The sequence below is a fragment of the Alishewanella sp. HL-SH05 genome, from assembly GCF_052655985.1.
This window is the reverse complement of record NZ_CP199753.1, coordinates 2,173,331-2,194,032: the sequence shown is the minus strand read 5'-3', so window position 1 is coordinate 2,194,032 and position 20,702 is coordinate 2,173,331. Positions and strand designations below refer to the sequence as shown.

The 20,702-nt window shown below is 42.2% G+C and carries 19 protein-coding genes and 1 pseudogene; 8 read left to right on the top strand and 12 right to left on the bottom strand.

Annotation, left to right across the window (positions count from 1 at the left end; genetic code table 11):
• Positions 1–33: 33 nt before the first annotated feature.
• The 5 genes and pseudogenes from ACUJFL_RS10000 to ACUJFL_RS09980 form a co-directional block, all read right to left on the bottom strand.
• Positions 34–1,368: a restriction endonuclease subunit S gene (locus tag ACUJFL_RS10000; protein ID WP_445427360.1), complete on the bottom strand. Its 1,335-nt coding sequence runs from the start codon at positions 1,366–1,368 to the stop codon at positions 34–36.
• A pseudogene (locus ACUJFL_RS09995) lies at positions 1,358–2,404 on the bottom strand (SAM-dependent methyltransferase); the annotation flags it as partial. The pseudogene ACUJFL_RS09995 and the gene ACUJFL_RS10000, both read right to left, overlap by 11 nt.
• Positions 2,405–2,416: 12 nt before the next feature.
• Entirely contained in the window at positions 2,417–2,929 is a 513-nt protein-coding gene (locus ACUJFL_RS09990; protein WP_445427359.1) for a type I restriction-modification system subunit M N-terminal domain-containing protein, read from the bottom strand.
• A gap of 78 nt (positions 2,930–3,007) precedes the next feature.
• A complete protein-coding gene (locus ACUJFL_RS09985) occupies positions 3,008–4,171 on the bottom strand; it encodes a hypothetical protein (protein WP_445427358.1) in 1,164 nt (387 codons plus the stop codon).
• Positions 4,172–4,575: 404 nt separating this feature from the next.
• On the bottom strand, positions 4,576–5,226 hold the full coding sequence (locus tag ACUJFL_RS09980; RefSeq protein ID WP_445427357.1) for a DUF6988 family protein: 651 nt from the start codon (positions 5,224–5,226) through the stop codon (positions 4,576–4,578).
• Positions 5,227–6,212: 986 nt separating this feature from the next.
• Here ACUJFL_RS09980 and ACUJFL_RS09975 point away from each other — a divergent pair.
• Positions 6,213–6,854 (top strand): hypothetical protein, encoded by a 642-nt coding sequence (locus tag ACUJFL_RS09975; protein ID WP_445427356.1) that lies wholly within the window; start codon positions 6,213–6,215, stop codon positions 6,852–6,854.
• A gap of 183 nt (positions 6,855–7,037) precedes the next feature.
• On the opposite strand, the gene ACUJFL_RS09970 is transcribed toward ACUJFL_RS09975, so the two are convergent.
• Positions 7,038–8,222, bottom strand: a complete 1,185-nt coding sequence (locus ACUJFL_RS09970; RefSeq protein ID WP_445427355.1) for an IS4 family transposase — start codon at positions 8,220–8,222, stop codon at positions 7,038–7,040.
• A 48-nt stretch (positions 8,223–8,270) separates the two neighbouring features.
• On the opposite strand from ACUJFL_RS09970, the gene ACUJFL_RS09965 reads away from it, so the two are divergent.
• Genes ACUJFL_RS09965 through ACUJFL_RS09955 form a run of 3 tightly spaced genes read left to right on the top strand, consistent with a single transcriptional unit; the run spans position 8,271 to position 11,526 of the window.
• Positions 8,271–10,127, top strand: coding sequence for a hypothetical protein (locus ACUJFL_RS09965; RefSeq protein WP_445427354.1), 1,857 nt, complete (start codon positions 8,271–8,273; stop codon positions 10,125–10,127).
• Positions 10,127–11,053: a TniB family NTP-binding protein gene (locus ACUJFL_RS09960; protein WP_445427353.1), complete on the top strand. Its 927-nt coding sequence runs from the start codon at positions 10,127–10,129 to the stop codon at positions 11,051–11,053. Before ACUJFL_RS09965 ends, ACUJFL_RS09960 begins: the two co-directional genes overlap by 1 nt.
• On the top strand, positions 11,050–11,526 hold the full coding sequence (locus ACUJFL_RS09955; RefSeq protein ID WP_445427352.1) for a hypothetical protein: 477 nt from the start codon (positions 11,050–11,052) through the stop codon (positions 11,524–11,526). The genes ACUJFL_RS09960 and ACUJFL_RS09955 overlap by 4 nt, the downstream gene beginning before the upstream one ends.
• A 37-nt stretch (positions 11,527–11,563) precedes the next feature.
• Here the strand turns inward: ACUJFL_RS09955 and tnpC (ACUJFL_RS09950) are convergent, their stop codons facing one another.
• From tnpC (ACUJFL_RS09950) to tnpA, 3 genes are all read right to left on the bottom strand, one after another.
• The gene (gene tnpC / locus ACUJFL_RS09950) at positions 11,564–13,123 is read right to left on the bottom strand and encodes an IS66 family transposase (RefSeq protein WP_445427351.1); all 1,560 of its coding nucleotides are present in this window, start codon (positions 13,121–13,123) and stop codon (positions 11,564–11,566) included.
• A 92-nt stretch (positions 13,124–13,215) separates the two neighbouring features.
• Positions 13,216–13,572, bottom strand: coding sequence for an IS66 family insertion sequence element accessory protein TnpB (gene tnpB / locus ACUJFL_RS09945; RefSeq protein ID WP_445425237.1), 357 nt, complete (start codon positions 13,570–13,572; stop codon positions 13,216–13,218).
• 2 nt (positions 13,573–13,574) lie between these two features.
• Positions 13,575–13,859, bottom strand: a complete 285-nt coding sequence (gene tnpA, locus ACUJFL_RS09940; protein WP_205313754.1) for an IS66 family insertion sequence element accessory protein TnpA — start codon at positions 13,857–13,859, stop codon at positions 13,575–13,577.
• 178 nt (positions 13,860–14,037) lie between these two features.
• Here tnpA and ACUJFL_RS09935 point away from each other — a divergent pair, with 178 nt between their 5' ends.
• From ACUJFL_RS09935 to ACUJFL_RS09920, 4 genes are all read left to right on the top strand, one after another.
• The gene (locus ACUJFL_RS09935) at positions 14,038–14,415 is read left to right on the top strand and encodes a transposase (RefSeq protein ID WP_445426215.1); all 378 of its coding nucleotides are present in this window, start codon (positions 14,038–14,040) and stop codon (positions 14,413–14,415) included.
• Positions 14,412–14,759 (top strand): IS66 family insertion sequence element accessory protein TnpB, encoded by a 348-nt coding sequence (gene tnpB / locus ACUJFL_RS09930; RefSeq protein WP_445425056.1) that lies wholly within the window; start codon positions 14,412–14,414, stop codon positions 14,757–14,759. Before ACUJFL_RS09935 ends, tnpB (ACUJFL_RS09930) begins: the two co-directional genes overlap by 4 nt.
• Before the next feature lie 49 nt (positions 14,760–14,808).
• On the top strand, positions 14,809–16,338 hold the full coding sequence (gene tnpC, locus ACUJFL_RS09925) for an IS66 family transposase (protein WP_445429053.1): 1,530 nt from the start codon (positions 14,809–14,811) through the stop codon (positions 16,336–16,338).
• Between the two features lie 105 nt (positions 16,339–16,443).
• Positions 16,444–17,277 carry a hypothetical protein gene (locus tag ACUJFL_RS09920; protein WP_445427350.1) on the top strand — a complete coding sequence of 278 codons (834 nt, stop codon included), beginning with the start codon at positions 16,444–16,446 and terminating at the stop codon, positions 17,275–17,277.
• Between the two features lie 191 nt (positions 17,278–17,468).
• On the opposite strand, the gene ACUJFL_RS09915 is transcribed toward ACUJFL_RS09920, so the two are convergent.
• The 3 genes from ACUJFL_RS09915 to ACUJFL_RS09905 form a co-directional block, all read right to left on the bottom strand.
• Positions 17,469–18,053: a hypothetical protein gene (locus tag ACUJFL_RS09915; protein ID WP_445427349.1), complete on the bottom strand. Its 585-nt coding sequence runs from the start codon at positions 18,051–18,053 to the stop codon at positions 17,469–17,471.
• Between the two features lie 328 nt (positions 18,054–18,381).
• On the bottom strand, positions 18,382–18,717 hold the full coding sequence (locus ACUJFL_RS09910; protein WP_445427348.1) for a hypothetical protein: 336 nt from the start codon (positions 18,715–18,717) through the stop codon (positions 18,382–18,384).
• Between the two features lie 22 nt (positions 18,718–18,739).
• Positions 18,740–19,890, bottom strand: a protein-coding gene (locus ACUJFL_RS09905) for an IS3 family transposase (RefSeq protein ID WP_445427347.1) whose coding sequence is annotated in 2 segments (ribosomal slippage) — positions 18,740–19,650 and positions 19,650–19,890 — 1,152 coding nt in all. Because the reading frame shifts where the segments join, the coding sequence is not laid out codon by codon here.
• Between the last annotated feature and the right edge of the window lie 812 nt (positions 19,891–20,702).

Below are 20,702 nucleotides of genomic sequence, written 5' to 3'. Positions count from 1 at the left end.
GGTGAAAGTTGTCATTAACAGGTAAAGACCAGCTCATACACTTTGCTCCGCCAAAGCCGTTTCCGCCTCTGGCAAGCGCAACTGGCCAGAGATTAGGCGTGGAAGTAAGGTGTCGCGGAGGCTTGCTAGTATTTGAGCTTTCTCTACATTTGCCAATATTCGACCTATCATCGGCTCGACTATGATGCTGAAATTTTCTGCAATTTCATTTGGAGGAATAACTACCTCATATGCTGCTAAATCTTTCCAGTTAATTCGTGGCATTTTTGCGCCGTTTGACAATCGATCTGCGTAAGCGATCAGTTCATCACTGAATAACTGCATAGCAACGTATTGATGATATGAATCGTGTTTAGCCTTACACACTAAAATATCGGTAGAACATACGCCCTCGAACGGAGCAATTACTACCTTATGGAAGTATGGTCGTAACTTTCCGAATAAAATGTTGTTTCGTTCAAAAGCAGACTTTGCACTTGCAAGCTCCTCAGCAGTTCCCCAAGCATCTAATCCAAGTTGTTTCCGGGGAATATGCTCCAATCCAACGTATAGAGTCTCTTCTGATAACTGTTCAGGTTTTACTTGTTTGCGTGATGTTTCAGCTACATCCCCTAATACACCAACCTTCCACCCCTCTGGTATTAACCTGTGCGGGGATTCCACCAGGCGGGAGGGGAATAGCGCTTGCATCTCGGCTGGCAGGCTGGGGGCTTGCGTGCCGGCGTTGGCGCTGCTGTTGTAAAGAACGGGGTCAAAATCGACAAACCAGGATTTAAACAACGCCTGGGCGATGGCTTCTAAGGTGGCGTTGGTTTCGCGTAGAAGATCGATACGATCATCCAGAGCTCTCAACAATTCTGTTATTTTCTTTTGCTCTGAAATAGGTGGAATCTGAATGGGTACAGCAGACAAAATGGATGTATTTAAATTTGGCATTGTTGCACCAACCGCATGCCGGATAAGCCATTCTTTTGTTTCAGGTGATCTTAAACAATAAGAGATGAACTTAGCATCAGCCTTAGTTTCATCACCAAGGCGTACCTTCAAGCACCCTGTTCCACATAGCCATCCGACTTGGTGCGGTTCAATCAACGCATTTCTTGTTACATCTCCCCGCCGACTGAATACAACGTCGCCAATCTGCAATTTATGTTGTGATAGCCTATCAGCATCCTGCTGTTTAATTCGAGCGATTCCGTCTTCAGAAATGCCTCCGTCAGGGCCAATATTTGACGGCATAACAACAGGAATACCGGTTTCAACATAATCAGATGCGTGTAACTGACTACCAAAAGGACCCGTTTGAATAGCACCATTTTGAGCAGCACAGACCTCACCGAGTGTGGTAGCAATCCACTCAGAACTCATACCCCAGCCCTCCTAACTTCTGGCGGATTAACTGGTCTAGCTCTGCCCCTTTAGCCATTTGCTCACCGAGTTTTTCAGTCAGCGCAGTCATCTTATCGGCAAAGGCATCGTCGCAATCTTCCACTTCTTCAGCACCCACATAGCGGCCTGGGGTTAACACATGGCCGTGCTCGGCAATCTCTGAAAGCGGCACGCTGCGGCAAAAGCCCGGAATATCTGCGTAACCTTGCTCAAAGCCCTCAACGCCAGTCATATCTTCACCGCGCCAGGCTTTGGCAGTATTGGCAATACGGTCGATGGCGGCCTGGTCTAACTCGCTTTGCACGCGGCTTATCATCTTGCCGAGTTTACGCGCATCGATAAACAGCACCTCGCCTTTGCGTTGCTGCTTTTGCTTGGTTAAAAACCATAAACAGGCCGGTATTTGGGTGTTAAAAAACAGCTGGCCCGGTAATGCCACCATAACCTCTACCACATCGGCATCGACCATAGCGCGGCGTATCTCGCCCTCGCTGTTCTGGCTGGAAGACATAGAGCCGTTGGCCAGTACAATGCCGGCGCGGCCTGTGGGTTTTAGGTGGTACAACATATGCTGCAGCCAGGCGTAGTTGGCATTACCCTGTGGCGGTGCGCCATACACCCAGCGCGGGTCCCCCTCTAAACTACCGTGCCACCAGTCGCTGATATTAAACGGCGGGTTGGCCAGAATATAATCGGCGCGTAAATCGCTGTGCTGGTTTTTGGTAAAGGTATCGCCAGGCTCACGGCCCAAATTAAAATCGATACCGCGAATAGCCAGGTTCATCGCCGCCAAGCGCCAGGTGGTGGGGTTAGACTCCTGGCCGTAAATCGACACATCGCCAAGCTTACCGCCGTGCGCTTCAATAAACTTTTCGGATTGCACAAACATGCCGCCACTGCCACAGCAGGGGTCGTACACCTTGCCTTGGTGTGGGTCGAGCACTGCCACTAAGGTGTTAACAATAGACTGTGGCGTATAGAACTGGCCGCCCTTTTTACCCTCGGCACTGGCAAACTGGCCTAAAAATTACTCGTACACCTGGCCTAGAATATCGCGCGCTTTGCTTTGGTCTTCACCAAAACCAATGGTAGAGATTAAATCGACAAGCTCGCCCAGCTTGCCATCCGGGAGCGGTGCCCGGGCATAGCGCTTATCTAAAATACCTTTAAGGCTGGGGTTTTCCAGCTCTATCGCCGCTAAGGCATCGTCTATGCGCTTGCCAATGTCGGCCTGCTTGGCATTGGCACGTAGCGCTTCCCAACGCGCACCTTCTGGCACCCAGAACACATTAACCATTTTAAAGTAATCGCGATCTTCCAGCTCCGCGGCTAAATCGTCTTCGCTGGCATCGGCAAAATACAGCTCGTCACTGGGGTCTTTTAAGCGCTTTAACAATTCAGCACGGCGAGCGGCGAAGGCGTCGGAGATAAACTTAACGAAAATCAGCCCCAGCACAATGTGCTTGTACTCAGCGGCATCAACGTTGGCACGCAGTTTATCGGCCGTAGCCCATAGGGTTTTCTTGATGTCTTGTAGCATGGTTTTTCCTGATAAAGACAGTACGCAATAATTGCATGTGCAAAGACTGGCTGAGCGCCAGTCTTTGTAATGACTTACTTAATTATTTAAACGTTGGCTTAACAGCCTAAATTGTTCTTTCATTTCTTCGTTTTGAAAAGGCTGTGCACTGGGTATTTGTAAATTAATCAAGGTTTGAAACGTATTGCGCCCTTGCTTAATAAGCTGAGAAACTTGAGAGCTAAGATTAACTGTTTTGTAAGTGTTATTAGATACTTCATATTCACGCTGGGTCATTTGCATTGCTTCAAAGATCTTAGATCGTTGTTGTTTAAGAAGCGTGGCATACAAATCAATCACCTTAATGGTCATCTTATTAGATTGAATGTTCAGCTCTAAAGTCTCACGGTTACCACCTGATCTCAGCAGCTTTTCTGATTCTTTAATAACTAGATTGGCTTCGTTTTTAAAATTAACCAGTTTAGGCAAATAGGCGTCATCAATAGTGGTTAAAAAGTCAGTTTGCATTTTTAACATCAACTTGTGCAATATAACGACCATACCGTAATAACGTTTAGCGAAACTGAGGTTTTCACCTGAGTCTGCGGTAGCAACTTCAAGCTGTTGGGTAATTTGTTTAATGCTATTAAAAACAACGCTCATCGACAAAACTGAGTCACCTACTACAGATGACAGCCAAACCTCAATTTGCTCAGCATCAAATTCAATGCCCATCGAATAAAAGAGCTTTTGCATATCAAGCAATATCGCATTCATGCTTTCTTTATGTGCGGCAATATTATCTTTTCGTAAAGCAATTAAAGCGTCAAAGTCACCTCGTGTTTTTGCCGTCCATTCTTTTACTTTGGCAAAAGGAACATTGTCGGCTATGAAGGTTGCTTCACCAATTGGCGCAAACAGTCGCTGTTCCTGTAAACGCGCAATCTCGTTGTACTCTTGAATGGTTTTCTGCTCGAGGATGCGATAGTTATTTCTACTTCGACCAATCTCCGGTGCATCCAAAAGTTGAATCACTTCATTAATTGTTTCGTCTAAGTCTTTATTGGCACTACTTTTATCGCGGCTAAACCACTTAGCATCGGGTAAAACACTCGTTTCATCAAAATAGCTTAATGCGGTATTGAGCTGTTTAAATATGGCAGGCTGGTCCAACGGCTTAACTGTGACATCACTGGCAAAAGTACACAGTGAAAACATCAAAATACTGATTGAAAGACCAGAAATAGCTGAAGTCTTAAACATTTAACATCCTTATCAAACGACAAAAAGCTTTAATAACTCGTTATTTACCAAACAGGTAATAAGTTCAGCTTAATAAAATCAGTTCTTAATTTAACGCATTTGGAAACAAAGGGGTAGCGCTGTTTAGCAATCGGTTATATTGAAGGTTATGTGTTTATAGGTTGAGTTGCTGAATAACTAGATTTGATAATGAGTAATGGCTCATTATGTCACGCGGGGTAAATGCTCACCGGCATTATCGTTAGAGCTTTCTACAAAGCGGCGGATTAACTATTCAAACACAAGGCCCATATTATGGTTGCTAATTGCAGAGGGGTGTAAGTCGGTGTTAGCAAAGTTCTTCGCCACCTTAAAAGCATTGCCATGCAGCCTAATTTTTCGTCCAGAGCAGTCAAAATCACCTTTTAAGCATGATGTATTGGTAAACAATCAACAAATTGATGGTGCAAATCACTGATAGGTTCCATAGCTTCATCATACCCCGTCAAGTTTGACAGCATTTGCATGTTAATAGCGGCTACGGCATTGCAGTTTCTAATAGCGTCATACATCATCTTAGGCTCGTATCCATTGCCATTACCGATTAGTGCAAGCAACCCGCTGTGCGTAAAACTATTAAGGGGTGTGTTGTTTATCGTTCTGAATTCATGCAATTGAGTTAAAATATGTGCTGGTGCTTCGGTTTTATCTAGTGCTTTTAACATGTCCCCCAACATGGGTGTTTCTAGCTTTTTAAATTCATCAGCTTTGACTTGCCCTGCCGAACTTAACTTAGCCAACCATGTAGTGTTATCTGCAAACATTAACCAAAATCCTCGAATAAGACTTTCATACTGAGGCCGCATTAACGCAAAACCAGATGATAAAAATCCATCTTGAATGAGTTTAAGCGCTGATAAGCCATGTTCAAATGACAATATCCCCGATTGAAATGCTAGCCGATGCTTAATCTCGGGGACAGGTTCTAGCTCTCGTAGTAGATCGATATGCTCTGACATATACTCATACATTTCAAAGCACCGTGGTAAAAGTGCATCTAATTTCGATTTATACATTTGCCCTCCTACATTTTTCGCGTTAATTCCGTCGATAGGCTTAACAATTTACAGTTCTATAAACTATTAAACCGCCCAAAATCTTATCAACAACTTACCCACAACCCAGATATAAAAAAATAAATTGCTCGATAAATAACCAGGTATATTAAGTGCCCTTGCAATGTGCTCAGAAACCTCATTTTTAAACCATAATCCACCCGTCAACTTTAGGTGGTTAAGACAAGATAACAGAAAAAAAACAGTATTAGATTAATCTGAAATGCTGATTTTTATGCGCTTATATTCAAATTCATCATTTAAAAACCAAAAAATTGAAAATATTTTAATTTTTTTTAAAATACTTTACCTGTTCATTAAATGCACAAAGTAGATTAAATTGCGTTCGTTTTTTCAGCACCTAGACTGCGTCATGAAAAATATTTAAATGACTTATCCACAGGTTTCAACCTGTATAACTTATAAATAATTTACAGTGCTTACGGCTTCGAATTTCGATATTCCCTTTATAAAATGGCCTACCTCACTTTTTAGAGCTTAAAATTCGAACATGAAAAAAGTTGGTTGCAACATTTAATAAACAATGGAGAGCAAAAAACGCTCAGCTCAAAAAGCAATCAAAAACAATAATTTATATTGCTTTTATATTTCCCATAAACTTAAAATGAAAGGTTTTGTTACTCTTTGAAAAAGCTGCTAAAAATGAGTTATGCAACGATTTCACCCCTTCCTAATAAACTTTCAATGTGTTCTCATTTCATTTCTGACGAAGACATCATCAATTAATTTATTGTTTATAGATTAAATTTGAATGTGTTTTTGTGTAGTTGAAAATAGATTGAATAACCAATTTCGTCACCAAAATGGATGTTGTTGTTCGGATAGCTTGGGCGCTTTAGTCACTTGAATGTGTACAAAGCTATAAGCAAAACTCTTAAATATGAACTATAAGATCTACTCTGTAAAGGAGTGGCGAGGAAAATATTGTGAAAAATTCAATTAGAGCCGGGACTGGGCAAAAGCGCCCTACAACCAGCGGACATTTTTGTAGAAGATTTTATAGTAAGAAAAATAATTGCCTGCTATGGCTAGGTTCGCACTTAGAGAAATGTTTTGCGCTACATCTTGAGTTTGATCCACAAGTCTTAAGCTACGCATCACAGCCTGAAACAATAATATTTGAAGGCCGTAAACGTTATACCGTTGATTTTTTAGTCGCCATGGTTAACAGTCGCCCATTTTTTGTTGAAGTACATCATGAAAATCTTATAAAAGAAGAATTTTTGAAGCGGTTTAACGCTGCTAAAGATTTCCTAGCCCTTCACGATGAGCCGGAGTTGAAGCTCATTACAAACAAGGATATCAATCTTGTTAAGTGTGACAACTTAGACTCATTGTACCCTTACAAAGACCAACCATTACCAAGCGATATTTGCATATTTAATACTGGTTCTCGACATCTAAAGTTAGATGAATTAATCAATGAAATTCAATTAAATACACCCTATAAAACAGCAGTAAGCGCAAGGCGGATCGCATTGACCATGATAGCTAATGGCAAATTTAAAGCAGATCTTACTTTACCTCTCTCAGGTGCGTCAGTCTTGGAGCAGGTTTGCGATGATTAATCTCGTGCTCGGCGAGCAATATCAATATAATTCAATACGATTAAGATTAACTCGTATGACCGACAGTCAGGTTTTGCTTGAAAATGTTGGCGGTTCTCCACAATTATTCCTGCTGGCAATAAATGAATTTAAAAAGTTATATGAAACGGCTGAGGGATCCCCACAAAATTAAGATACATACTATTAGCTCTTTGCCAATTTGATTAGCGCCCAGTCCCACTGTGCAACCCAGTGCAAGATCTGCTTTAGCCCTTGCTGATAATCGTGTCTGCGAATAGGCAGTTTCGGTTCCTTACAAAGCAGTATCCCGAGGAAGTTCAGTGCAAGCACTCGCCGATTTTTTACCGTATTAGCCTGATATCGCAAATGTAAGCCAGCCTTTTCACCCGCCGAACCCATCAGGTAGTGGAACCAATTTGCCAGTGCCGCGAGTAACAGCAATATACCCAAACGTGATTTGATTTTAGTGCCGTGCAGGTCGCTTCCTAAGCCATAACGTGAGCTTTTCTGGTCTCGGAAACTTTCTTCAATTTGCATCCGGCTACTGTAGCACTTGGCGATTTTATCTGCGTAGCCATGGCACTCAGGCAAAGATGACACCAATAACCAAGGTTCTTTGTAAGACTTATTTTTGTCTCGCTTCAATAGCTTATAGCCTTTACCAACTAGAATCGCGCGGGTTTCATAATGTTGCGTCTGAGTCAGCACGATTGCGCCTAAGTGTTTAGGGGTGGCGCGAGCTTTTTTATAAAGCGCATTTACGGTCATAAACTCTGTTTGCTCTGCCAGTTTAAGCTTCACATTACCTCTGACTCTGGCGACATAATGCCAGCCTAATTTGCGCACCTGCTTAAGCCAAGGCACTTTAAAGCCAGCATCGGTGACGATAACAGGCTTACAGTCGCTAGGTAACATGGCCTTGAGTTGCTTTAAAAACGCCCAGTGCAAATGTGGGCAAGTGTAATCTTCTGCCGCCGCCACTTTTTGTAATAGCGTGAGTGCTCTGCCATCAACAGCGATGCTGGCTCGCAAAATAAAATGGCGCTTCGCGGTATCAGCGTTGCTCCAGTCAATCAAAATGAGCGGCTGCGTTTTGCTACTGACAATCAAATGAGTCATTGCCGCATAGATCAGAGGCAGTTCCCGTTGTAAATTGGCATTGCTGAGCAATCTATCCGCGCGCTTAATGCTGACTTTGTCAGATGTGCCTGGCATAGCGCGACCAATCGCTGTGACGGTGCACCGCGCATCTTTGGTCAAAGCTGTTACAGCATCTAAAAACACCGAAAATCGGGTTTTATGCATCGTTTTGGGGGTGACAAATGTGAGGAAATCAGCGAGCATAGTTTTTACATTCATGGTGACCATCCGCGTTTTGTGAGTTTTGGCGAATGATCAGATCGGGAACCACCATGAATGTTCCCTAATCGCCTAACTTTTTATTTTAACTACAGAATTTCTGGGGATACCTCAGATGAAACGGGTGATGTAATAAAAATTATTCCCGCTTTACCCGCACCCATCCATTTAACTGATAAACAACAAATTAAAGCTGAAAACTTAAAGCGCTATATGACGGTAATGGACCGCCTTTCTAAAAATAATGAATCCGTTACCACCCAAGAGGCTTATAAAACAATTTGTATCGAAGTAGCAAACATTACTCAAGTATACAATCATCCCTCTCGCAGCACATTGTCTCGTCATTTTAAAAAGTATCAGAAAACTGGAAATGTTCGGACTTTATTTACTTCAGACTCGTTGCGACGAAATCGACTAGATGAAACCATCGAAGACTTTTTAAATAATTTTATTTCAAGCACATGGCACAATTTACCACATGAAAATATACATGGCGCTTATCACCTCTATAAAAAAAGAGCTACAGAAAACGGCGTCGATATTGCCAGCTATTCAACGTTTCATAAACGCATACTTCAACTTCCATCTTTTGATAAAACGATGAATCTTTCTGATAAGAGAACCCGAAATAAAATATTATCAACGCGCTCTGATGAAATAACGGTCAACGGCATTTTACATAGGGTTGAGCTTGACCGTTGTGATTTAAATTTATGTTTAATTGATAGTAAAGGAAATCCAACAAGTAAGGTCAGTATATACGCAGCAATTGATTGTTACAGCCGAGCAATCATGGGACTTACAGTTGAATTAGGTACAAGCGAAGACACTGAAGGTGTTGTTAGATTATTAGCTCAAATGTATATGAACAAACAAGGCCATCCATTTTCAGGGGTTATCAAAGAAATTTTCACGGATAATGGCCCAGGGTTTCGCTCTGAAATCGTAACGGAAATTTGCAGTCGCTTAAACACAACTATTATTAGAACTCCTGCCGAGTCTCCATTTAAAAAACCATTTATTGAATCATTTTTTAACGTCCTCGGTAATCATCTTACAACAGGCGTATTCAAGATAGGTAACAAAGAATATGTAGGGTTACCAGGTTATAAGGGTGTGCTTCGCAAAAAAAGTAAAATTAGCGATAGCAGTACAGCAGAGAAACGCGCAAAGCTTAATATCGATGATTTTATGATTATATTGAGAGAATTTCTTTTCCAGTATAACCATAAATGGACGCATTCTTCGCTTAAAAAAACGCCATTTGAAAAATGGCAGGAAGGTGAAGAAACATTGCCTGCAATCCCCGTCAATTATGATGCGCTCCGCCATGTTTTTCACTTTGAAACAAAATCATGTCAGTTACTAAAAGGCGGTTATATAAATCTCAAGACACAAGTCTACCAAAACGCAGCGCTAGCAGAGCTTTATCATACTTTACTAATAAATAGTATGCAGTCCAGCCCAACTATAGATGTTAGGTATAACCCTGGTGATGCGGGAATGATCACCGTTTATGCAAAACATGCAGATAACTCTCCCATTCCTCCAATACAAGTTCGACACAAATCTTGGGGTAAATCTGACCAAATTGTTGCTTTTGATGAAGTGAAAGGCGGCCCCAGAATTCGTTCAAACTTATTTGAAGTGACCCTTGAGGGGGCTAACAGTGCTAAACCGGCAAAAAGTAAAAAACAGACATTTAAAAATAGTCATGTGCCTTCTTTTGAGGAAAATCGAGCTCAAGGGTTAACACATGAAGAAATAATAGAAAAATCACAAAATGAATTCGCTCATAAAAACAAACCTGAACATGCGATGATCAATCGAGCTAAAAGAACTGCAAAACAGCAAGATAATAAAATACCTATTCAACCAAATCGATTATTAGACGACGAGGAGACTTGGTAATGCATCACGCCATATTTCCAGAAACACTCTGTCAATTGCCTTTTCTTGATTCGTTATGGCATATAATAGCTGAAACGCATCATAAACAATGTAAAAAACCCTATAACCTTCTTGTGCTAGGTCAGTCAGGTGCCGGTAAGTCGGCCCTTGCGAGAGCGTATAAAGCTGAATATCCTTCAGTTAAAATAGATGAAAAATTGATTATTCCTGTAATTTATATAGCGCTTACAGATACAGCATCACCCAAAGCTTTGGTCGAACAATTATTATACTCTTTCAATATCACTCGTTTTAATCGCTCAGTGAGTCTACTTGAGCTTCAAGACAGATTTCTGTTTTTGCTAAAAGCTCACCAGGTAGAATTAATCATTATAGATGAAGTTCAAGAATGCTTACCCAGAGCACAGGGCCCAGCTAAACAAAAAATCATTAAACTGATTACTTGGCTCACAGATCATGGCGGTGTGCCGTTTGTACTATTTGGAACTCCCATTGCCAAGAATATGCTTCAATTTGGTGTTGACACTGAGGAGTACAAAACAGAAGAACAACTTTCAAGGCGTTGCTATGCTCCAATCGTACTTCCAGCTATTCAGCCATTTAGCAAGAGCTGGTTAAAAGCCGTCAATTTTTTTCTAGAAAAATGCTCACATCCCCATCTTGATGCTTCATACAAATCTCATCAATCGATAATGAACCGACTGTATTTAGCCACAAAAGGCAAATTTGGTTTATTAGAGAAATTTATGCTGCATTTACCTGAAGGTATTAACTTACATGATGAAAATGTAAATAAACTACTCTCAAAGGTTTATATCAAAACAATTTTAATTTCCAACACAGGATTGAATCCATTTTGTGAGGATACCTTCAGCGATACTGACATTGAGATAAAATTAAACTTAATGAAAGAGGGTAAAGTATGACCCTTCTGTCTATCGCCTCAAGCTTAAAATCTGAGGAGCATATTCCTGGATACATCATGCGCCTTGCTCAAGACAATGGTTTTACTCGTATTGAGCAATTATTTTACCAAACTGAGCTTTCAGCATTGATGCACGGAAAAGGGAAAGCATTTGATACCGCTTGCTTAAAATTTGGGGTACATCTTGCTCATGTAAAACTTGAGAACGCCGTTAACGTAAAACAAGTCAGAGTATGTCCTGCTTGCATAGCCGAGCAAGGATATATAAAAGCCAAGTGGCATAGCTTAACTCAATATCACTGCTCTATTCATCACTTAGCCCTAATTGATTACTGTGATGCTTGTCAGATGCCGCTTCACTGGAATATACCTTTGCTGTTAGCTAGATGCTCCAACCCTCAATGTTCATGTCCACTGCCTTTGAATCCCAGCTTAATGTCGGAGGAGGATCATCATTATGCATTAGATTGGTAAGCGTAACAACAACCACACCTTGCGGTGTGGCTGCTGATCAATAAGGCAGGAGTTCTTGCAGTTGCTCGTGGGTATTGGCTTTGGGCAGCTCTGTCAGCAAGCGGCATAAGTAATCATACGGTTCCAGACCATTGATTTTGGCCGTTTCGACTAGGCTATACATTGCAGCACTGGCTTCTGCGCCCGTTTCAGTATTGGCAAACAACCACGCCTTGCGTCCAATCACGAACGGTTTGACGGCGCGCTCAGCACGGTTGTTGTCGATATTTAATCGGCCATCGTCCAGATAGCGGATGAGTTTGGGCCACTGATTCAGGCTATACGTGATAGCGACTCCCAGTAAACTTTCTTTCGTGACACTCTCGCTTGATTTATCCAGCCAGCTTTTAAATTGTTCTAGCAGTGGTTTAGCTAGTGCTTGTCTGGCGTCATACTTCTTATCAGGCGGCGCAGTTTTTAATTTACTCTCCAGTGCATAGAGTTTCTGGATGTGGTTAAGGGCCACATCCGCTTTACCCGTTTTGCCTTTGCCCTGTGCTTTTTGGGCTTCAACGAACTTGCGTCTGGCATGCGCCCAGCAACCGACTAAGGTTGCGTGAGTTTTCTCATACCCGGCATAACCATCGACCTGCAGATAACCGTTAAAGCCGGATAAGAAGTCACAGGGATGTTTGCTGCTGCGGCTATCCTGATAATCAAACAGCGCCAGTTTGGGGCCGGTACTTTTTTCTAAGCCACAGCCATACACCCACATGTAGCAGGTGCTTTTCTCAACATCCAGCACATTGACCGTGGTTTCATCTGCCCACAGCACCGGCTGTTTCAGAAGCTCAGCTTTCATTAACGCCAGTAGCGGTTTAAGTTTATCTGCACAGGTTATCAGCCAACGACTCATCGTTTGACGACTAAGCTCAATACCTGCCTGATTAAACAACTGCTCCTGACGGTATAACGGCAAGCCATAGTGCATTTTGCTGCTGATGATTTGCGCCAGTAAACTTGGCGTGGCCATGCTCTTAGGGATAACCGCAGCTGGCACATCAGCAATCTTAATGTCGACCTTAGTGCCATTGGTTTCACACTGCCGGCAGCTGTATTTCAACCGGACGTTTCTAAGAACACGGATTTGCGCGGGCACGAACTCAATTTGCTCACTGACTTCTTCACCCATTTGATGCAGGGCATGGCCACAGCAGACACAGGTTTTATCGTCAATGTCATGGATAACGTCAACGCGGGGCAATTCAGGAATAATACGCGGTCGGCGTGGCTTGGCGGTTTTCTCAGCGCTCTCGGTCGTCTGAGTATCTGGCTCTGTTGCTACTGACTGCTCTTCAATAAGCTGCTCGGCCTCATTTAACACTTCGCCTTCACCTTCGTAGGTCTCGCTGCTGGGGCTAAATTTCTGGTACTTCTTCAGGTTATAGCGCTCCAGTAATTGCTGTAACTTATCCGAGAGCTGCTGGTTAACCCGCTCTAGTTTAGCGATGCGTTTGTCTTTTTGCGCCAGTTTGCGCTCAAGCTTTTGCGTCTGCTCAAGCAGCATTTTCTTGAGCAGTTCAACATCATCAGGTAAGGATTGAGGTATCTTTTTCATGGCCGTTATTGTAACGGCCAATTTGGCTAAGTGCTTGGTAAGATTTAGATTGTTTTGGATGCGATCTACAGGATTTATAGCCGATCGGCATATCAACCCACACTCTGGTAATGCAGCGGCTGGTGCGCGGTGATTTTTTGAATATCGACACCTTGCAACAGCCAATGCCATTGCTGCTCGCTAATAGACAACACTTTACCTGGCATCTGCCTTGGCCAGCGGAATGTGTCTTTTTCAAGTCGCTTGTACCACAGACAAAACCCAGTGCTATCCCAGTACAGCACTTTTAACCGAGTACGCTGCCGATTGCAGAACACAAATAGTGCACCGCTAAATGGCGAGAGCTGCATCTCTTGCTCGACCAGCAACGATAAGCCATTAATGGATTTGCGAAAATCGACCGGCTGTTTATGCAAATAGACCTTAAGCACATCGAGGAACATTTTCATAGTCAAAGTGCTCTGAGCAAGGCGGCTAACCAGAGTGCATCCGTCCCTGCTGGAAGTTGCAATTCCATATCACGCTTGCGTAGCAGGATATGCTGGGCCAGTGGCGAGCTTTGTGGTGCTAATTCAATGAAACCGGTGTCATCATTCTGATGAGCCAACAACTGGCGTTTACGGAGATTGAAATAGGTCGGGATAATCCCTTGTCGTTTAGCAAATGCCGTTTGAGTAAGGCCACTTTGGGCTTGCTCGGCGAATAAGGCCAGCCATTGTTCTTTAGTGCGTTTCATGATGATTACCCTGATAATTTAAAGAGGCAGACAGGGTAATGTTGATCAGTTAGGATAGGAATGTGTGGTTGGCGTTACGCTTACTTAGATTGCTAGTAGGCGTCCGGCCATCACATCTTTTATTTGCTGACTGATCACGCATCATATCTTTCACTGTTGCCAACAATGAGAGTTATGTATGCCAGCTTTAAAACAACCCGATATACGTCGGTTCTTTTCCCCCGAATTAAAATGGCAGATCGTCCAGGAATCGAAAGAACAAACCCTTTCAGTATCTCAATTAGCGCGCAAATATGATGTCAATACCAACCAAGTGTTTCGCTGGATCCGAGACGTTAACCTCGGTAATGCATTGTGGGTCAGGCGCGCTAAAGGTGAAGTGAATACGTCAGCGGCTCCCATGCCATTCCTTCCTGTCAGTGTTCGTGCGGTTGACGCGGTGCCGGTGTTACATAAACCTGCTGCAATAACGGTATCGTTTCGTAGCGGTCACCAACTGGTGCTACACGACGCCACGCCGGACATGTTGCACCAACTCGTGGTGGCGTTGTCATGATGATGTTATCGCATGACGTGCGCATTTGGCTGTGTGCCGGTTACACCGATATGCGCAAAGGCTTTGATGGCCTGGCTGCAATGGCGCAGCATGTGCTGCAAAAAGACCCGTTTAGCGGTCACGTATTTGTGTTTCGCGGACGTCGTAGCGACCGGGTTAAATTGCTCTGGTGGGATGGTCAGGGGTTATGTTTATTTTACAAGCGACTGGAGCAGGGTAAATTTGTTTGGCCAAGTGCAAAATCGGGGGCTGTGCATTTAACACAAGCCGAATTGGCGCTGTTACTGGAAGGCTTAGACTGGCGGCCACCTGCCAGAAAAAATAGACCAATAAACGCCGCATAATTGCATTTAATCAATGAGTTAGCTGGATTTTTATGTTATTATGCAGCGCATGAAAACGATGGCATCTTCCTTACCCAATGACCCAAAACAGTTGCAGGAAATTATCCTTCAACTGCAGTCAACGCTTGCCCAGCAGGATACCGTTATTGCCTCGTTACGCCACCAGTTATCCGTATTAAAACGTGCCCGCTTCGGACGTTCGTCCGAGCATATCGATAAGCAAATTCATCAGTTGGAATTACAGCTTGAAGAGCTTGAGATGCAAACTGCAGCCTTACCAAAGCTAGCCGCACCAGCAAAAGAGAACAAAGCCACGCCCCGTCGGCGCGTCTCTCTGCCTGCACAATTGCCGCGAGAAGAGCTTCGTGTTGAAACGGCTTGCCAGTGCCCGGCATGTCAGGGTGCATTAACCCATATCGGTGATGATGTTTCTGAAATGCTGGATGTGGTGCCGGCCTCTTATCGGGTTATCCGTATTGTACGCCCTAAATTCAGCTGCCAGCACTGCGACACATTGGTGCAAGGTGCTGCGCCTGAGCGTGTGATTAAAAAAGGACTGGCCAGTGCTGCATTGCTCACACAGGTGATGGTTGATAAATACCTCGACCATCAACCGCTGTACCGCCAAGCTGAGCGGATGGAACGTGAAGGCATCGACATCGAGCGCTCTACCTTGGCTGACTGGGTAGGACAAACGAGTGCATTACTCACACCACTGGCAGATGCCATTGGTCGCCATGTTAAAGCCAGTTACCACGTACATGCGGATGATACCACCGCACCGACGCTATCACCGGGTAAAGGTCGCACGCAAACAGGTCGTTACTGGACCTATGTCCGCGATGGTCGCCCCTGGGGAGATAGCACACCGCCTGCGGTATGGCTGCAATATAGTGAAGACCGAAGAAGTCTTCATCCTGCGGCGCATTTAAAAGATTACAAAGGCTCACTGCAGGCCGATGCTTATGCCGGTTACAACGAATTATACCAACGGCAAATCACCCAACATGGTTGCTGGGCACACGTGCGGCGTAAGTTCTATGACATCACTCAAAGCGGCCCTTCGCCTTTAGCCGACGAAGCCATTGCCATTATCCAATCCCTCTATGTGATTGAAAAGCAGGTACGCGGCAAACCACCGGATGAACGACAACACATCCGAGCCACACATGCCAAGCCAATCCTTGAGCGCTTCCATGCGTGGTTGCAAACAACCCTACGTACCTTATCGAAAGGCTCGCCGTTATCCAAGGCTATTCATTATGCTCTGAAACAGTGGGAGGCGTTGGTTGCCTATGTGGATAACGGTTATGCTGAGATAGATAACAACAGTGCAGAGCGCTCATTGCGGCCGATTGCCTTGGGTAGGAAAAATTACCTGTTTGCGGGTTCAGTTGCTGGAGGAGAGCGAGCTGCCGTGCTGTACTCAATACTCGGCACCGCTAAACTCAATGGCATCAATCCAAATGACTATCTCACAGCGGTACTCAAACGTATCGGCAATCACCCCATCAACCGTGTCGATGAGTTGTTACCTTGGAATATCGATCTATCCAAACAGTCAGGTGACGCGATTTAAGACACTAAGTGTCCACTAAAGTTAAGTGGACACTTAAATCAGAGCGCTAACCTGTGATCGCCGGACGCTTACGATTGCTATCACGCAGGAGAATGGTGTTTGACGATGGCAGCTGACATACCAACTAAAACCACATCAAGTAAAATGAGACAAGAAATTGGTTACGCGTTTCTCTCGGCACCTACTACAACCCATCACTATCTCAATATTTATCTGAAAGATATAAGTAAAAATGCCCTTCCAAATACATTAAAAAAGCATAGTTTGATAAAGCTTAGAAAGCAGCTCGATTCTCGTTGGCCAACATTAACAGTACTAGATGCCTTTATAAATCAGCACCATCAATGTAAACCTTACATGAGCGCCGTGATTACTTTAACAACTTACGATCTATGCCAACTTGCAAGCTTAGATCGCGATGCAATTGAACAGTTAATTTATGACGGATATATTACTTTGCCTGATAGTTTCTCTAGAACGACACCGAATAAAAAACTGAATGTAGCACCATTATTTAAAAAGCTAACTGAAAACAGTACTCAGCTTGAAGCACCTAAATCGCTCTTTGATTTTAAAGATTTAATACAAGCATTCTTACAATCTAAATGCTCACTATTGCTAGCTTGCTTGGGCGGTAAACTACCTTTTAATTATCAGGCTAATGAAACTTTATTCACTTCTATATTTGTTCAAGAACAAGCGCTCCGAAAGCATCTATTGCAAAACCTAGTTGATGTTAATGAACAAGCCCTTAGATTACAGGACATCCAACAAGTAACAGGGTTATCTTCATCCACAATTAAACATGCAATCTCTTCAGGACTGATTACAGACGTCGCTAAGAGGAGATTTAATTTCAACAAAACGTTATTTTTATCTGAAGTAAAAACCCTAATGAAAATAAACACTAAACAACTTGAGTTAGGCTTAATAGATTAATTCAATAATGTATTTTACTTCGCCGCGTTCTAATGCGCGGCTTAGCATACTCAAAGACAATCAGGCTGTTTTTGGTAAGAAAATTAAGTTTTTTTATCAGATTAACTTAATAAATAGTGACAATTAGGACAGGATTAATTCATAGCACCCCATTTTTTATCAATTTATTATGCTGTTTTCAAGAGCAATTTTTATACTTTACGCTTTAAAAACAGAATTCGTCTATAGATTATGAAAGTAATACCAAATAAGAAGAGAATAAAAGAATGAGGCTCAGAAACACTAACAGATTGCCAGTCTGCATAAACCCAATTAAATTGTGATGATATATTAGGGTTTCTAATATTAGAGCCCACAAAACTAGGTTGTGTATTTGATACACTAGCCGTAAATCCGTCAACATACCACTCTGGTGACGCCCCCCTGTAATCAAGATCATATGGAGTTAAAATTGCACAATTATTTATGTTAGTGCAGCCTTCTATTAGGCTAGGCTTAGAAGCAAAGTTACCAAATGATGAGTTGATTAACACTTGTTCAATTAAGGCTTGTGAAAATTGAAAAGAAAGAACCGAGTTTGCATCCAAGTTTTCTTTATTACCAAAAATATTGTAGAAACTACCTGCCGTAAATTTAACGTTGTATAGCATGCCAGCAACTAAGACATTTTCAGCGCCTTGCAATTTTCCAGTTTTTGAATCAACATTAAGAATTAAAGAAGCACTGACACTGCAAGAGAAAAAGCATAATAAAAACAATAACTTTAAAAATCCCATGTATTATCCCTTATAAAAATTAATAACATCAAGATGCTTAAGTAATATTTTAAAAATATTACTTAAGAAACAAGCTGCGTTTGATATATTCCATTTCTAAAATCGAAGAAGATTGTAACTGAAGTAAAAAACTAAAAACACTGACGTATATTCATAATTGAAATTAAATTTCCATCTACCAATATCTAGTTATCGGCCTTCTGGCAACAGTGGAAAATTAACGTTAGAAATCTAGTGAGGTGCGCGACATCATCATAAGTGAAACAGCTTGTGCTAAGCCGCATGCAGCGTTTGGTGGGGGCTGAGGGCTAAACCTTCCACTACCTAATTAAGCATTTTCTAGAAGTTTCATAGCATTGAGTGCTATTTTTGACTTCATCGATGCTATTGTTTTTGAAGTAACCTCGGCAAGCTCTTTGGCTGTAATAGCTGATTCAACTAGGAACTGCTGAGTCTTATTTATCTCTAATAAGTGTTTGGTCACGTGCTGATATAGGAATGTAGTTTGCTTTTTGATGTACTCGTTGTCTTCTTTAAGCTCGGGCACATAGAAATCTATAAGCATCGTGACTTTTTCGCTAGGCATTTCATTGCGTATAGCTTTAGGATCAAACTTTGAATCCAGCGCGACTTCTGAGACAATTTGCATTAGCATTGTGTTCATACACTGGACTTCCCAGCTTTTACTAGACAGTCTGTTGTTCCAAAAAATACGTTTCTTCAAATTTAGCAGGAGAAACGCCGCCTGTGTGTGAATGGCGCTTTTTAGGATTGTAAAACATTTCTATAAAGTTAAATATCTCGGTTTTCGCTTCGTCTCTTGTCGAATATATCTTTTTACGCGTCACACGCTTTTTTAAAGTCGCAAAAAAACTTTCTGCTACGGCGTTATCATGACAATTGCCTCTGCGGCTCATCGACGGTTTCAAGTTATGCTCTTTCATAAACGATAAATAATCAGCACTGCCATATTGGCTGCCTTGATCGCTATGCACTAAAACTGAGTGTTTAGGCCGTCGTTGATAAACTGCCATCAGTAAAGCTTGAATGACTAAATGTTTATCCATGTTTTTATCCATAGACCAACCCACAACGCGACGTGAAAACAAATCGATGACCGTTGCTAGGTATAAAAAGCCCTCATAAGTACGAATATACGTGATGTCACTTACCCAAGCGGTGTTAGGTGCAACGGGTTTAAAATCGCGCTCTAACACGTTATCCGCTATCCGTGATGGCTTGCCACCTTTGATATACCGTCGCTTGTAGCCTATTTGGGCTTTTAATCGATTCAATCGCATAATTTTAGCCACACGATGAACACTACAGGTTTCACCGGCTTCTCGCAGATCACGATGTATCCAGGGGCTGCCATAAGTGCCGCCACTGGCAATATAAAACGCGTTAATCCGCGTGAGTAAACGCTGATCTTCAATAGTTCGCTGACTCAACGGCGCTTTTAGCCAAGCATAAAAACCACTGCGATTGAGCTTCAGAACACGACACATGGCTAAAACGGAAAATAATCGCAGATGGTCACGGATAAAGGCGTACTTCACTCTGGCTGACTTGCAAAGTACCTTGCGGCCTTTTTTAATATGTCCCGCTCCTCCGTCACTCTTTTAAGCTCTGCTTCTAGCTTAGCAATGCGAACAGAGTCATTTGACTTGGGGCGCGCAACAACCTTGTTGCCACTAAGCTGGTCTCGCCAGTGGTATAACGATTTAGTTGAAATACCCAAACGTTCAGCCACTTCCTGAACAGAATAACCACGATCAGTGATTTGCTTTACTGCTTCAATTTTAAACTCTTCGGTATAACGTTTACCTTTGCTCATAAACACCTCTAATTTAAGTTACATTGTAACTGTTAAATGTGTCTAGCAAAGTCTGGGAAGTCCAAACTTGAGAAGCCTGCCGAGCATTTAATTCACTTTAAATTTACTATATTACTGAGAAGTCTCAGTAACACCCCACTCCCAAACAGAGTAAACATACACAATATCAACAGCCTAGGTTAATTTAGCCCTGTTTATCATGGATATTACTGAGACTTCTCAGTAATACAGTCGATATTTAACAGTAAGATTAATATGGCTCGCTCACCTTTCCTTGAAAGAATTAAGCCGGTTATGCGCACTAAACATTACTCAACTCAGACTGATAAAAAACGCTCTGACTAAAACCGTAATCAAAAATATATTTTGACATAAAATTTACTTTTGGCGATAAAAGCAACACTTAATGCAAGAGGTGATTAAAATGAGCACCTTTAAGCTTCGACGTAATTTCCCTATCTATTGCCATACTTAAATTCATATAAACGATTTTTTATTGAATTTTAGCTTTAATTACAATATGGTCTATCGCAAAATTTTTAGATCTGAATTAGTAATAAAAAATTTTAAACTTTTTACAAAAAAACTTTTTCCCAATTTGAAAAAAATTAAATGTGTAATTCTTAGTTTGTAGCAACAACTGTTAAAATGACTTCTCTTGTACCCCCCATATAAATCAATGATCCACAAAGTAGGAATCTTGTTTTAAGTAAAAACTCTCAACAGCATTTTGATGCAATATTGCACCATTTAACTAATAAAACCGTATTGATAAGCATCTTACCTTTGAGTGTTTTATTATGCGGAATACC

Excerpts from the sequence above, each read along its gene's own strand:
- ACUJFL_RS09920 (WP_445427350.1), top strand. The coding sequence starts at position 16,444 with ATGGCAGCTGACATACCAACTAAAACCACATCAAGTAAAATGAGACAA.
- ACUJFL_RS09960 (WP_445427353.1), top strand. The coding sequence starts at position 10,127 with ATGCATCACGCCATATTTCCAGAAACACTCTGTCAATTGCCTTTTCTT.
- tnpB (WP_445425056.1), top strand. The coding sequence starts at position 14,412 with ATGATGATGTTATCGCATGACGTGCGCATTTGGCTGTGTGCCGGTTAC.
- tnpA (WP_205313754.1), bottom strand. The coding sequence starts at position 13,859 with ATGAAACGCACTAAAGAACAATGGCTGGCCTTATTCGCCGAGCAAGCC.
- ACUJFL_RS09965 (WP_445427354.1), top strand. The coding sequence starts at position 8,271 with ATGTTCCCTAATCGCCTAACTTTTTATTTTAACTACAGAATTTCTGGG.
- ACUJFL_RS09985 (WP_445427358.1), bottom strand. The coding sequence starts at position 4,171 with ATGTTTAAGACTTCAGCTATTTCTGGTCTTTCAATCAGTATTTTGATG.
- ACUJFL_RS09910 (WP_445427348.1), bottom strand. The coding sequence starts at position 18,717 with ATGAACACAATGCTAATGCAAATTGTCTCAGAAGTCGCGCTGGATTCA.
- ACUJFL_RS09935 (WP_445426215.1), top strand. The coding sequence starts at position 14,038 with ATGCCAGCTTTAAAACAACCCGATATACGTCGGTTCTTTTCCCCCGAA.
- ACUJFL_RS09990 (WP_445427359.1), bottom strand. The coding sequence starts at position 2,929 with ATGCTACAAGACATCAAGAAAACCCTATGGGCTACGGCCGATAAACTG.
- ACUJFL_RS09980 (WP_445427357.1), bottom strand. The coding sequence starts at position 5,226 with ATGTATAAATCGAAATTAGATGCACTTTTACCACGGTGCTTTGAAATG.
- ACUJFL_RS09955 (WP_445427352.1), top strand. The coding sequence starts at position 11,050 with ATGACCCTTCTGTCTATCGCCTCAAGCTTAAAATCTGAGGAGCATATT.
- ACUJFL_RS10000 (WP_445427360.1), bottom strand. The coding sequence starts at position 1,368 with ATGAGTTCTGAGTGGATTGCTACCACACTCGGTGAGGTCTGTGCTGCT.
- tnpC (WP_445427351.1), bottom strand. The coding sequence starts at position 13,123 with ATGAAAAAGATACCTCAATCCTTACCTGATGATGTTGAACTGCTCAAG.
- tnpB (WP_445425237.1), bottom strand. The coding sequence starts at position 13,572 with ATGAAAATGTTCCTCGATGTGCTTAAGGTCTATTTGCATAAACAGCCG.
- tnpC (WP_445429053.1), top strand. The coding sequence starts at position 14,809 with ATGAAAACGATGGCATCTTCCTTACCCAATGACCCAAAACAGTTGCAG.
- ACUJFL_RS09970 (WP_445427355.1), bottom strand. The coding sequence starts at position 8,222 with ATGGTCACCATGAATGTAAAAACTATGCTCGCTGATTTCCTCACATTT.
- ACUJFL_RS09915 (WP_445427349.1), bottom strand. The coding sequence starts at position 18,053 with ATGGGATTTTTAAAGTTATTGTTTTTATTATGCTTTTTCTCTTGCAGT.